Annotated in this window: 13 protein-coding genes; 4 read left to right on the top strand and 9 right to left on the bottom strand. The window is 65.2% G+C overall.

Translation table 11 applies throughout. The features are described from left to right. The 3 genes from ABIR74_RS11145 to ABIR74_RS11135 form a co-directional block, all read right to left on the bottom strand. Positions 1 to 562, bottom strand: a 562-nt coding sequence (locus ABIR74_RS11145) for a ZIP family zinc transporter (protein WP_348178077.1), incomplete at its 3' end; no start/stop codon positions are given. A gap of 543 nt (positions 563 to 1,105) precedes the next feature. Further along, positions 1,106 to 1,855 (bottom strand): acetoacetate decarboxylase family protein, encoded by a 750-nt coding sequence (locus ABIR74_RS11140; protein WP_348178075.1) that lies wholly within the window; start codon positions 1,853 to 1,855, stop codon positions 1,106 to 1,108. Positions 1,856 to 1,987: 132 nt separating this feature from the next. Then, a complete protein-coding gene (locus tag ABIR74_RS11135) occupies positions 1,988 to 2,311 on the bottom strand; it encodes a transketolase C-terminal domain-containing protein (RefSeq protein WP_348178073.1) in 324 nt (107 codons plus the stop codon). A gap of 158 nt (positions 2,312 to 2,469) precedes the next feature. Between ABIR74_RS11135 and ABIR74_RS11130 the strand changes: the two genes are divergently transcribed. Both ABIR74_RS11130 and ugpC read left to right on the top strand, forming a co-directional pair. Continuing rightward, a complete protein-coding gene (locus ABIR74_RS11130; protein ID WP_348178071.1) occupies positions 2,470 to 3,609 on the top strand; it encodes a mandelate racemase/muconate lactonizing enzyme family protein in 1,140 nt (379 codons plus the stop codon). Then, a complete protein-coding gene (gene ugpC, locus ABIR74_RS11125) occupies positions 3,610 to 4,743 on the top strand; it encodes a sn-glycerol-3-phosphate ABC transporter ATP-binding protein UgpC (RefSeq protein WP_348178069.1) in 1,134 nt (377 codons plus the stop codon). 18 nt (positions 4,744 to 4,761) lie between these two features. Here ugpC and ABIR74_RS11120 read toward each other — a convergent pair whose 3' ends face one another. The 6 genes from ABIR74_RS11120 to ABIR74_RS11095 all read right to left on the bottom strand — a co-directional run bounded on the left by ABIR74_RS11120 (position 4,762) and on the right by ABIR74_RS11095 (position 10,663). Beyond that, complete coding sequence (locus ABIR74_RS11120) at positions 4,762 to 5,766, bottom strand: DUF4432 family protein (protein ID WP_348178067.1); 1,005 nt, start codon at positions 5,764 to 5,766, stop codon at positions 4,762 to 4,764. Then, positions 5,759 to 6,556 (bottom strand): glucose 1-dehydrogenase, encoded by a 798-nt coding sequence (locus ABIR74_RS11115; RefSeq protein WP_348178065.1) that lies wholly within the window; start codon positions 6,554 to 6,556, stop codon positions 5,759 to 5,761. The genes ABIR74_RS11120 and ABIR74_RS11115 overlap by 8 nt, the downstream gene beginning before the upstream one ends. A gap of 10 nt (positions 6,557 to 6,566) precedes the next feature. Next, a complete protein-coding gene (locus ABIR74_RS11110; protein ID WP_348178063.1) occupies positions 6,567 to 7,430 on the bottom strand; it encodes a carbohydrate ABC transporter permease in 864 nt (287 codons plus the stop codon). Between the two features lies 1 nt (position 7,431). Then, positions 7,432 to 8,157: a sugar ABC transporter permease gene (locus ABIR74_RS11105; RefSeq protein WP_348178061.1), complete on the bottom strand. Its 726-nt coding sequence runs from the start codon at positions 8,155 to 8,157 to the stop codon at positions 7,432 to 7,434. 173 nt (positions 8,158 to 8,330) lie between these two features. Then, a complete protein-coding gene (locus tag ABIR74_RS11100; protein ID WP_348178059.1) occupies positions 8,331 to 9,650 on the bottom strand; it encodes an extracellular solute-binding protein in 1,320 nt (439 codons plus the stop codon). Between the two features lie 224 nt (positions 9,651 to 9,874). Continuing rightward, entirely contained in the window at positions 9,875 to 10,663 is a 789-nt protein-coding gene (locus ABIR74_RS11095) for an IclR family transcriptional regulator (RefSeq protein WP_348178057.1), read from the bottom strand. A 152-nt stretch (positions 10,664 to 10,815) separates the two neighbouring features. Here ABIR74_RS11095 and ABIR74_RS11090 point away from each other — a divergent pair, with 152 nt between their 5' ends. Beyond that, positions 10,816 to 11,940 (top strand): M24 family metallopeptidase, encoded by a 1,125-nt coding sequence (locus ABIR74_RS11090; RefSeq protein WP_348178055.1) that lies wholly within the window; start codon positions 10,816 to 10,818, stop codon positions 11,938 to 11,940. Further along, positions 11,937 to 12,262: VOC family protein (locus ABIR74_RS11085; protein WP_348178053.1), on the top strand; the 326-nt coding region annotated here is incomplete at its 3' end. The genes ABIR74_RS11090 and ABIR74_RS11085, both read left to right, overlap by 4 nt.

Genomic DNA, 12,262 nt, shown 5'->3' with positions numbered 1-12,262 from the left:
CCCCACCCAGCAGCAGGTAGCCGAGCGCAGCGGCGACGGTGGAGGCGGCGAGGACACCGCCCCAGAGCCCGAACACGTATGTCGCCGTCTTGCCAGCCTTCGCCATCCCTGTCGCCGCAGAGGCAGCCTCGGGCACGTTCGAAAGGAACACCGCCGCGACGAACGCGATCCCGACGCCCTTCCCCTCGACCAGGCTGACGCCGATCGCCGCCGACTCGGGGATGCCGTCGAGGAGAGCACCCAGCACGATCGCGCTTGCGGCGCCGTCTGCCTGTTGGCCGCCGGAGCGTTTGCGGTGCTCGCCGCCGCGCCTGTCGATCAACCAGTCGCCGGCGAAGAAGACGAGCCCACCCGCGACGAGGCCGACCGCGACGGCATCGCGGCCGCCTCGCGTGTACGCCTCGCGTGTGAGATCGAACGAAAGCGCGCTGATCAGGACCCCCGCGCCAAACCCCATCACGAGACCGATCAGCCGGCTCGGCAGCTTCGCGTAATACCCGGCCGCAGCACCGATGAGCAGGGAAACCCCGCCGACGAAGCCCCAGAATGCGGCCGTGAGCATAACCGTTTCCTACCCCGCCCACGTCCTTCGACAACATCTGTCAGCGACTGTAGACACACCCCCGAGTGCGTCCGGTCAAATCGGCAGGTGGCCCAACGGTCGCGTTGCGATCACCACGTCGACCTCGGCTGCTCGTTTTGCTAGCCGCAATCTACGCGTCCGCCGACAACGCCCAGCCGGTAAAACGGGCAGGCGTCCCGCTCTCGCCAAGAAATGAGCCGGTATGGCGCATGTGAGGAAAGGCTGGTTGTCACTCCTTGGGCTCACCGTGGTTCTATTCGTTCGAGAGGTTGACGAGGCGAACTACATGGTGAGCATCAAAGCTGCAGGGAGGCGTTCGAATCGATCGAAACAACGGTCTGAGCCGGGCACGGTAGGGCTGCCGCTGCCTCACGCCGGTCGGGTGGGTGCCGCGCCGAATCACTTCTCGTCGCAAGAAGTGATCGAATCAGTGTTAGGCGTAAGGCAACTGAGCGACAGTCGGCCGCCGCCAACTGGTGCCAGTTCCCACTCGTTCACCCCGATGAGCAACGAGGTCAGCGGTCATAGGAACCGCTCGATCACCTCGCCATAGACGAGTGAGAAGTCGACGCGCCAGTGGAACGCCTCCACGACCTCGAGCACGGGGAGCAAATGGACTGGCGCCTGGGCATTCGGCCGCAGCTCTACGGTGCCGGGGCCTTTCCAGACCTCGTGGATTTCGACATCGGCGAGAGTCCGCGCAGTGAGCTCCGAGACCGACGTGCCGCTTCCGTCGGCTGCCGGGATCACCTTGAGGTTGAGGTTTGTGCGGAAGGAGGCATGACGCTCGAGGTCATCCTGGGTGCCTTGTTGCTGCTTGTACGGCGTGGTAGCCGTGACGATTTCGATGCCGTTACGCATCACACGTCCCACGAGGAGGTCACCATGTAATCCGAGGGTGATCGTGCCCGCCTTCTTCGGCTGCCCGTAGATCTCACGTCCCGCTGCCACGGGGCCGTCACCTTCGACGAAGAGGAGTGGCGAATAGGCGCCGCGTGTTCCGGTTGGCGGGTGCACGGCCGGAATTTGGATCGCCGACTCGCCGTACGCGCCGAACCAGTCGGCGTCGTGCATCCGGTAGATGTGCACCAGGACAAGGTCTCCGAGAGCACTGAGTGCGGTGGGCAGCATCCGGTTTACGGCACGAGCGTCGCTGCGATAGACGACGGTGAGGATCTCCGTGTTCCGCATGCGCAGCGGGAGGCGCGGGACGAGCGGAGCCCCGTGTGGCGTCTCGTTGACCGATCGCGGGTCGTAGCTCCTCTCAGCCACCGCGAGTCGCTCCCCCGAGAAGGATTTGCGTGGACGTGGGCGTTTCGATGGAGCGGCTTGAGCGTGGCGTCATGTGGATGTGAACCATACGAGCCAGAGGAGTGCGCTGCATCGCTCGACCAACGCCGTCCGTCACGCCTTGACGAGCGTGCGAACGGCGTCGCCGATCGTACTCCGCGAAGGGAGAAGTGCCGCCTGGAGTTCCGGCGCAGCAGGCATCCGGACGTCGGGTGTCGCCACTCTGAGCACCGGCGCGGCGAGCTCGCCGAACGCCCTTTCGGCCAAGCGCGCAGCAATCTCGGCGCCGAAGCCGCCGGTGAGGTTCGCCTCGTGGACGCCGACGACGCGCTTGAGCGCCTTGGCCAGATCGATCAGCGTCGCATCGTCGAGCGGGGAGAGCCAGCGGAGGTCAGCGGCTACGAGGTCGAGACGGGACTCGGTCCTATGTGACGCCATCGCTGATCTGCCCTTGCGGAGTGGCCCGCGCGTCCGTCTGCCGATCAAGCTCGTGCTGATGCGAGCAGATTATCGTTTCATTGACTTGATATCAACATACTGATACACAATTACGCATGGGACAGCGTCGCGCGATTGCTGGACCCTAGGGTGGTTTCATGAACGAGTTCTTCCAGCCACCACAGACGCCGGCTGCGCTGACGATCAGTGCGATCGACACGGTGTCGATCCGCGTGCCGCTCGCGCGGACGTTCAAGGGCAGCCAATATCAGATGACCCACCGCTCGACGACCATCTGTCGCGTCCATACGAACGAGGGTGTGGTTGGTGAGGCCTGGGCCGGCGACGAGGATGCTTCGCTCGGCGAGATCAAGGCGATCATCGACAAGGAGATCTCGCCGCACCTGATCGGAGAGGACGCGTTCGCGATCGAGCGTATCTGGCAGCTCGCCCGCCCCGCCACCTTCAACATCCTGCGCGATCGGCGCCTCGGCCTCGTGGCCGGCGCCTGCATCGATGCCGCCTGCTGGGACGCGATCGGCAAGGCACTCGGCCAGCCTTTGTGGCGCCTGTGGGGCGGCTACCGCTCGGCGATCCCGATGATTTCGATCGGGGGCTACTACGGCGGCCCCGACATCGCCGAGGAAGTCGCCGAGCTGAGAGAACTCGGCCTGGCAGGGCTCAAGTTCAAGGTCGGCGGCAGGGACCCGAGGACGGACGCGGAGCGCTTCAGGCGGGCGCGCGAGGCGGCGGGCCCCGACTTCATCCTGTGCGCCGATGCCAACCAGGGCTGGTCGGCGGCCGAGGCGATCGAGTTCGTGCGCCTGGTAGAGGACTCTGACCTCCACTGGTTTGAGGAGCCGTGCCGCTGGGACACCGACCGCGTGACGCTCCGTGACGTGCGGATGAAGACAGGCGTGCGTGTCTGCGCCGGGCAGAGCGAGTTGTCGGCCGCCGGGTGCCGAGAACTTATGTCGGCTGGATCGATTGACGTCTGCAACTTCGACGCGTCATGGTCGGGCGGCCCTACGGAGTGGCGGCGCGTAGCGGCGATGGCGGCGAGCTACGCAGTCGCAATGGGTCACCACGAGGAGCCACAGGTCGCGAGCCATCTCATCGCCTCGATTCCCCACGGCACCTTCGTCGAGTGCTTTCATCCCGAGCGTGACCCGATCTGGTGGAACCTGCCCGCCAACCGACCGAAGCTGGTCGACGGGATACTGCAGCTGTCCGACCGGCCCGGACTCGGGTGGGAACTGGACACGGACTTCGTCGATCGTTACCGCGTGAGCGAGTAGATGGCCGGAATCACGTTCGCGGGCGTCACGAAACACTTCGGAGATGGCACCGTGGCCGTCGACAACCTCGACCTCGAGATCCGCGACGGCGAGTTCATGATCTTCGTCGGCCCGTCCGGCTGCGGCAAGACGACAGCGCTTCGGATGGTGGCCGGCCTCGAGGATCCGACGTCCGGTCAGATAGTGATCGGCGACCGCGTCGTCAACGACCTCGACCCCGTTGACCGCGACATCGCAATGGTCTTTCAGAACTACGCGCTCTACCCGCACATGTCAGTGCGCGACAACATCGGGTTCCCCCTCAGAATGCAGAAGCTCCCGAAGCCCGAGCGGGCGAAGCGGATCGCGAGCGCCGCCGACCTGCTGGGCCTCGGCGAGCTGTTGGAGCGCAAGCCGGGCGCGCTCTCCGGCGGGCAGCGGCAGCGAGTCGCAATGGGTCGTGCCATCGTTCGACATCCAACGGCGTTCTTGATGGACGAACCGCTCTCGAATCTTGACGCAAAGCTGCGTGTGCAGATGCGGGCCGAGCTCGTGAAGCTGCACCAGCGCCTCGGCGTCACGACGCTGTACGTCACCCACGACCAGACCGAGGCGATGACGCTCGGCGAGCGCGTCGCAGTTCTCAACTTTGGTGTGATCCAGCAGGTCGCAAGCCCCGGCGAGCTGTACAGCCGACCCGCGAACACGTTCGTGGCGACGTTCATTGGCAGCCCCTCGATGAACTTCCTCCGCGCCCGTGTCTCACAGGGGGTCGTTGAGTTTGCAGCGTTCCGGTTCGAGCTCCCGGCGCCGGCCCGAGACCGGCTGGCGGACATCGACGGTGAGGTCCTGCTCGGCCTCCGGCCGGAGCACTTCTTCGATCCGAGGCTCGCGGCGCCGGATGCCGGCAGCCACATCCTTCCCGTGACGGTCGAGCTCACCGAGCAGCTCGGTTCCGAAACGCTTCTCTATTTCCGCGCGGACGGTGTTGAGGCTGAGCAGGAACGCGGGAGCGACGTGGAGGTCGAGCTCGGCGGCGCGCTCGTCGCACGCCTCGACCCACGCACCACCGCGGCCGCCGGCGAACGCCTCGTTATGGGCGTTGATATGGAGCGCGCGCATTACTTCGATCCGACGACAGGCAACGCGATATAGGGGTCGTTGGCTGCGTGCTTAAGCGCCGTGGAGCACGCGCGCGCGGAGGCTCGTCGTCGCCGAGCCTCCTGCGGGAACCTCGATCGCCACGCCCTCAGCGACCGCTCGCTCGAGACAGAACATGCTTGTCCACGGCTCGATCCCGAGCGCGTACGACCCCGCCAGCGGTTCTGCAATCGCGCCTCCGTAGGGCTGCCACAGGACTATCCAGCCGAAGAGACGGTGATCCCACTCCAACCGGAACGTCAGGTCGAGCCGGGGGTTCGAGACCGCAAGCCAGCCGTCGTCGAGATCGGTCACATAAAGGTCGTCGTGGCTGCCGGTCTCGGTTCCCGGGATATCGCGCAGGTCGACTGTCCCACCAGCGCGCAGCGGAGCACGGGGCCAGGGTTCGCGCCTGCCCGGCTCGAGGCGCGCCGTCTCCGGCTCCCAAAGCTCAGGCGAGGTGACGATCGTGCGTGCTGGGATGTCGAGTCGGCAACCGGCCTCGAGGAAGGGCGGCCCGACGACGCAGTGGTGGCCCCAGACGAAATGCGCGCCGTGCAGCGATTCGTTCACGACGGTCTCCTCGATCAGAAGGGACGTCTCTCCGGCGCGCAGAGACAGCGTGCGCTCGAGCACAAACGGCGTGAGCCGGGATCGTGTCCGGAACCGCACCCGGGCCTCGGCGCTGGAGGCTGCGAGCACTTCATGCTCCCACGGCAGGCACGCCACCTCGCCGTGAAACGGGATCGGCGCACCACGATAGGCACACGGCTCGTTGACGCTCGGAAAGAGTTCCTGCCAGCCGCCCGCATAGTTCCACATGAACGCGTCGTCTCCGCTCCCAGGGAGCGGATCCGCCCCGGGAGGCCGCAGCCCCCACGGGCCCTGGAAAAGGATCCCCGTTCCCGAACGGACGGCGACGATCTGGTGGATCTCCGCTCCCTTGTCCGGAAGCACGGTCACCTGCAGGTCGTCGTTCTCGAGCACGACGCTCGACCAGCCGACGATGTCGCCCGTGGTGACGCGGCAGCTAGCCATCCGCTGGAATCGACTCGAGGATGTACCAGTTAGCGGTCAGACCGCAGTCGACCGTGAGGTCGATGCCCGTGATCGCCGATGCATCGTCCGAAGCGAGGAAAGCGCACGCCGCTGCGATCTCGTCCGGCCGAACAAGGCGGCGGAGCGGGACACGGTCGAAGCTGTGGACGAGGTAGTCCATCATCCCTGGCGGCACGCCCACCTCGGTCATCTCTGTATGCGTGAAGCCCGGGCTGACACAGTTCACTCGGACGCCGTGGCGGCCGAGTTCGAGAGCCATCGTCCGGTTCAGGCCGAGGAGCCCTGCCTTGGAGGCGTTGTAGCTCGCGTACGGGCCGTCGCCTCCAGAGGCATCGATTGAGGCGATATGGACGATCGCTCCACCGCCAGCTGCGACCTGATGGCGGGCCACGCGCTGGGACATCAGGAACGGGCCACGGAGGTTCGTCGCGATCACGGCATCCCACCGCTCGTCGGCGATCTCGAGGAACTCTGTTTCCTCACCGATCCCTGCATTGTTGACAAGCACGTCAATCCGGCCCCAACGATCGTGGGCCGCCGCAACCGCCTCGTCAACGGCGGCCGAGTCGCCCACGTCGGCAGTGTGGAGCCAGGCAGATCCTCCACTTGCCTCGATCCCGGTGACGAGTGCCGCGAGGGGCTCATGTCGGCGGCCGATCACCATGACGTCTGCCCCTTCGGCGGCGAATCGCTCCGCGATCGCGAGCCCTATCCCCTGGCCCGCTCCGGTGACGATGACGGTTTTCCCCTCGAATCGGCGAGTGCTCACGGTGCTCCTTTCACTTGACGGCCCCGGCCACGATGCCGCGAACCAAATGGCGCTGGAAGACGAGGTAGGCGGCGATCACCGGCAGCGATGTGATCAGCAATCCGGCCATCAGCGCCGGGTAGTCCGCGGTGAAACGACCCTGCAGCTGCAGCACGCCGACGGTGAGCGTCTTGACGCCGTCGGACTGCAGCATCAGAAGCGCGAATAGGAACTCGTTCCACGACCACAGAACGTTGAAGATCACGAGGGTCGCGATGGCGGGTTTCGCGAGCGGCAGCAGGACGAGGAGGAACGTCCGGTGGATCCCGGCCCCATCGATCCGCGCCGCCTCGATCAACTCATCGGGCACCGATCGGAAATACGCGGTCATCAGATACACGTTGAAAGGAAGGTTGAGCGCCGTGTAGAGGAGAATCACGGAGCCGTAGGTGTCGAGCAGGCCCAGCTGAACCATCTCAATGTAGATCGGCACCATCATCAGGAGCGGCGGAACGGCGATCCACGCGAGGACGAAGAGGTAGACGCCGCCCGAGAGGCGCCAACGGAGCTTCGCGAAGGAGTACCCCGCGAGCGTGGCGCTGACGACGGAAAGTACGACGGTGGACGTCGTCACGATGACCGAGTTGCGAAAGTACACGCCGATGTTCGCACCCGTCCACGCTCGTTCGAAGGCCCCGAAGGACAACGTCGTCGGCAAGCCTATCTTGGCGTCAGCCCAGTCGGCCTGCGTGCGAAACGCGGTCACCGCCATGAAGAGGAGCGGCAGGATCGCCGAGAAACAGAACAGCCCGATTGCGATCACGAGCGGCCAAGAACGACGGCGGGTACGCCGGCGCTCCCGCACTGGAGCGCCCGCCGCCTCGACAGACGCCATTTCAGTTCTCCTTTCGGGTCAGCACCCGGATTTGGAACAAACCGACTACCAGCACGATGAGGACGAGCACGACGCCGATCGCCGCGGCGTATCCCATGTTCTGGTTCGTGAAGGCCTGCTGATAGATGTAGAACTCGGCCACGTAGGTGTCCGTCCCGGGTCCGCCGTTTGTGATCGTGTAGACGTAGGTGAACATGAACGCGAAAGCGGCGATCGTGTTCACCACAAGGACGATTTCGAGCACGCGCCGCAGGTTCGGAGCGATGACCGAGACGAGGATCCGCATCCAGCCGGCTCCGTCGATCCGGGCCGCCTCCTCGAGCGAAGGATCGATGGCGCTCATGCCGGCCAGGTAGAGCAACACGTTGTAGCCGAAGTTCGTCCAGACGACAACGAGCAGAATGAGCGGAATCGACGTGTTCGCGCTTCCGAGCCACTCCCGCTGCAGGCCTTCAAGGCCGACCCCACCGAGCACCTGGTTCAGCGGCCCGTCGAGTTGCAGCACGGTGGCCGTGAGGATGCCGATGACGACCGTCGCATAGACAGCGGGCAGGAAGATGGTGGCCCGGAAGAACCGCCACCCGGGCACGCGCCGGTGGATCGCGAACGCGACGATAAGCGGCACCACGACGAGAATCGGGACGGAGAGCGCGAAGATCGCGTTGTTCCGTAACGCGACCCGGAAGATCGGGTCACTCCAGAGCAGTTGGAAGTTGTGGAATCCCACCCACTCCGACGGGCTGATGCCGTCCCAACGCGTGAACGCGTGAAAGAGGACGCTTCCGAATGGATACGCGACGAACGTCCCGACGAGGATGACTGCGGGCGCGGCGTAGACGAGGCCCCACAGCCACTGCGGGCTGTGGGGCCTCTTTTGAAGAGCGGGTGTCGGCGAGGCGGTCAGGGGTTCAACGCTTTGAGGCCCTTGTCGACGTTCTGCATTGCCTTGAGTGGTGGTGTCTTGCCAGAGAAGGCCGCCTGGAGCTGCTGGTAGTAGAGCAACGCAACCTTGAGCGGGACGACGCTGTCGAGTAACGGTACTTGCGGATCCGCCGCGAGTTTCAGGAAGAACTTGGACATTGGATTCTTGAGTTGCGAGCTCGCCGCCTTGTTCGTCGGGAGTGCTCCGACCTTCGCAGCGAGATCGGCCGCTCCCTTGCTGTCCACGGCCATCTTGATGAACTCCCAGGCGCCGGTCTTGTTGCCGGCGTTCTTCGGGATCACCCAGTTATGGAAGGAGTTGGACGCGGAGCGACCAGGGTTTGGCCCCGACTGCGGCAACCGTGCCAACCCGAGGTTCTTGCCGAGCGCCTTCTGGAAGTCATTGATCACGAACGGGAACATCTGCACCATGGCTGCCTTGCCCGACGTGAAGTACGTGTTGGCGTCGTTGTTCTCGTGCGTCGAGGCATCGGCATTGACGCAACCCTGCTTCTTGAACTGCGCGAGGGCTTCGAGCGGCTTGACGAGCTTGGGGTCTGCGTACTTCAGCTTCCCGGCGTCGACCTTCGAGATGTCGCCCTTGGCCATGTACGAAGCGTAGTCGTGTGTAATCCAGTTGTCCGTTGAATAGCCGTCGCGATCGCCATACGCGAGCGGGAGGATGCCCTTCGACTTGAAGATCTTGCACTGGGCGAGGAGCTCTTTGTACGTCTTTGGCGGAGCGGCGATGCCGGCCTTCTTGAAGAGCGCCTTGTTGTAGAAGAGGCCGTATGTCCCCAGGTCGTTCGGGATACCGTAGATCTCGCCCTTGCCGCCCTTGCAATTGAGGTTGAGGCAGGAGAGATCCCACGCTGCCTGAGTCCCGTAGAAGCCGGATGTCTGCTTGACCTGGTCATTCAGCTTCTGCAGCGAGCTCAGCATGTAGGGCGTCGTATATCCGCCCGAGTAGACGAGCATCGCATCCGGCACCTTCTTCGAGGCGAAGGCGGCAGCGATCTGTGCCGTGAACTGCGCGTTGTTGATCGGCGTGAGCACGAACTTGACCGTCGAACCCGGGTACGTCTTCTCGTACCGCGCTTTGATCCCGTCGAGCCACTTCCGGTACGACGTGCCGGGCGTCGAGCCGGCATAGGTGCCGCTGAGCCAGACCGTGAGCGAACCGCCATCGGCTTTCGCGGCGCCTCGTTGTGTCGTGTTTGCGAGCGCGGCGGCGGTCACCGCGAGCGCCAGCACACCCGCTGCGAGCAATGCGCCGACCCGCCAGTTCGACTTTCTCATCGTTTCCTCCTCATGTCGCGGCAGGTGCCGTCGAATTCAATGCTGGGGCTGTCTGACACACCGTCGTGCCTGCGAGTACCGCGACCACGATCTTGGCGACCCCGTCGCGATCACGGCCAGCCCGTCGTGCATACCCACTGAGACGGCTCCTCCCGAACGAAAGTTGTCCCGGACGCTCGCGAGTATATCGCGGCCACATCTCCCGTCAAGATGCGGACTTTAATTCAAGATGATGAAAGTGATTTGGCGCGCCTGCGTGAACGCACGTCGTGGCCGCCGGCGTCCGCCGCCCGCCGCGTCGCGGCAAAAACAGCGTCGATCAACTCTGCTCTCCGCCCGCCGAATCGCGCCGACGGCGCGGAGAGGGAGTACGCCAAGACGGCGTTACCGCTCTCGATCACGGGCGCCGAGACGCAGGAGACTCCTTCGCGGAACTCTTCCTCGTCGACGGCGTAGCCACGCAGTCGGATCCCCTCGAGTTCGAGCTCGAACTCGTCCGGCTGTACGATCGTGCGCGGCGTCACCGGCACGAGCGGGTTGCGTGCCAGGTACGCGGAGCGCACCTCGTCGGTTGCCAAGGCGAGCAGGAGCTTTCCGGACGCACGGGCGTGCGCAGCGTCGACGTACCCCAGATTGGCGCCGGAGACCCGGACGGCGTTCCCTCCCTCGAGCGACGCGACCACGACGATGCGGTCGTGCCGCCACATGACGACGTACACCGTCTCGCCCGTCTCGTCGGCAAGCCGGTGAAGGGGGGCAAGCAGATATTCCGGCGGCGTGAACTCGCGGACGTAGGCGTCGGCGATCGTGCCGAGCGCCGGGCCGAGGCGGTATCGCCGACGGGAGTCCTTGACGACGAACCCCTCCGCGACGAGGGTTCCGAGGAGGTGGTACGTGGTCGGGAGCGGCAGCTCAAGAGCAACAGCGACCTCCTTCGCAGTGCGTCCGTCGGGCTGTCCGCCCAGCTGTACGAGGATCCGCGACGCCCGCGCGACGGAGCGAATCGTGGTCATCGCCGAGGAGGCCTCGGTCGGCTGCCGGTCATTATCATCCTCCGTTGACTTTCACGATCTGAAATCGAGGGCCTTCTATCGGCCAAATCGAGGCCAGTATGACATACTCGCGAAACCGCACTGCACCCCCTGTTTCCCGGCAAGGAGATGCGATGACTCTCTCATTCGCGAGGCCACCCCACCGGCTCGAACGCCTTCGCGCGTGGATGGCCGACGAGCACATCGAGGCGACTGTCGTCTTCGGGGCCGACAACGTCAACCACCTGTCCGCCTACTGGCGGTACTACGGCGGACCCTCCGCTCTCGTCATCGGGTCGGACGGAGAGCGCACGTTGGTCGTGATGCGGGACGAGGTGCCGATCGCCCATGCGTTGTCGGAGGGAGATGACGTGCTCGGCTACGGGGAGCGCGGATTCGGGATCAACCTCGACCCCATAACCGACCTTGTCGCCGTGGTCGCCGCCGTGCCCGCTGTGGCCCGCGCGCGCCGACTCGGTCTCGCGTCCGAGATCCCAGGGGCCGACGCCGCACTTGTGGCCGCCGTGTCCGCTGAGGCGGTCGCCGCCGGCACTGCGCTTCACCGGATCAGGCTGATCAAGGACTGGGACGAGATCGTCAAGATTCATACCGCCTATGAGCTCTGCTGGCTCGGCCAGGATGCAGTCTCGAGCGGCGCGACAGCCGGGGCGTCCGAGATCGAGCTGTTCACCGCGGCGCAGTCAACGGCGCAGATCGCGTCCGGAGGGCCTATCGAGTTCCTCTGCGACCTCCTCTCCGGCCCGAATTCCGCCGAGGTCTGCTGCCCGATTCACGTCGCCGGCCCCCGGATGGTCGAGGCGGGCGACGCGGTGATCGCCGACATCGTCGTCCGCACGTCCGGATATTGGGGCGACTCCGCCGAGACGCACGTCGTCGGGGAGAATGCCGAGGTTGACGGGGCCCGAGCGACCCTCCTCGGCATCCTCGAGCAGTCGCGGAAAGAGCTCGTTCCCGGCGGGACAGGCGCCGAGGTGTTTGCGAACATCCATGAACGTGTGCTGAGCTCCCTGCCCGGAGGCGAGCTCCCCCATCACGGAGGGCACGCACTCGGACTGACGTCGTTCGAGGACCCGCATTTGATCCCGTCGGACACGATGCCATTCGAGCCCTGGATGGTGTTGGCTGTCGAGCCCGGCGTTTACTTCCCCGGCCGCTACGGGGCGCGGGTCGAGAACGTCTTCGTGGTCACTCCCGAAGGAGGGGCACAACTCAGCGACGTTCTTGGGGTGGTCGCGTGAGGGCCGATGGCCTCCACCACACCGGCTACACGGTTTCCGACCTCGACCGCTCGCTCGCCTTCTACCGCGACGTCCTTGGTTGTGAGGTGATCGCGACGCAGGAAAAGCGGGGCGGGTACCTGGCGGCGATAGTCGGCTACCCCGATGCCCACGTTCGCATGGCGCACCTTCGCGTGCCGGGCAGCGATCACGTCGTCGAACTGTTCCAGTACCTCATCCCCGCCGGGACACGTGCCGACGTCGAACCGCGGAACGTCGGCGCCTCCCACCTCTGTTTTCTCGTCGACGACCTCCAGAGCGTGTACGAGCAGCTCGTCGCGCA

Origin of the sequence: Gaiella sp. (assembly GCF_039915195.1) — a bacterium.
Classification (GTDB): domain Bacteria; phylum Actinomycetota; class Thermoleophilia; order Gaiellales; family Gaiellaceae; genus Gaiella.
This window is presented reverse-complemented; position numbering and strand designations above follow the sequence as displayed.

Excerpts from the sequence above, each read along its gene's own strand:
- ABIR74_RS11135 (WP_348178073.1), bottom strand. The coding sequence starts at position 2,311 with ATGGCGTCACATAGGACCGAGTCCCGTCTCGACCTCGTAGCCGCTGAC.
- ABIR74_RS11130 (WP_348178071.1), top strand. The coding sequence starts at position 2,470 with ATGAACGAGTTCTTCCAGCCACCACAGACGCCGGCTGCGCTGACGATC.
- ugpC (WP_348178069.1), top strand. The coding sequence starts at position 3,610 with ATGGCCGGAATCACGTTCGCGGGCGTCACGAAACACTTCGGAGATGGC.
- ABIR74_RS11120 (WP_348178067.1), bottom strand. The coding sequence starts at position 5,766 with ATGGCTAGCTGCCGCGTCACCACGGGCGACATCGTCGGCTGGTCGAGC.
- ABIR74_RS11110 (WP_348178063.1), bottom strand. The coding sequence starts at position 7,430 with ATGGCGTCTGTCGAGGCGGCGGGCGCTCCAGTGCGGGAGCGCCGGCGT.
- ABIR74_RS11100 (WP_348178059.1), bottom strand. The coding sequence starts at position 9,650 with ATGAGAAAGTCGAACTGGCGGGTCGGCGCATTGCTCGCAGCGGGTGTG.
- ABIR74_RS11095 (WP_348178057.1), bottom strand. The coding sequence starts at position 10,663 with ATGACCACGATTCGCTCCGTCGCGCGGGCGTCGCGGATCCTCGTACAG.
- ABIR74_RS11090 (WP_348178055.1), top strand. The coding sequence starts at position 10,816 with ATGACTCTCTCATTCGCGAGGCCACCCCACCGGCTCGAACGCCTTCGC.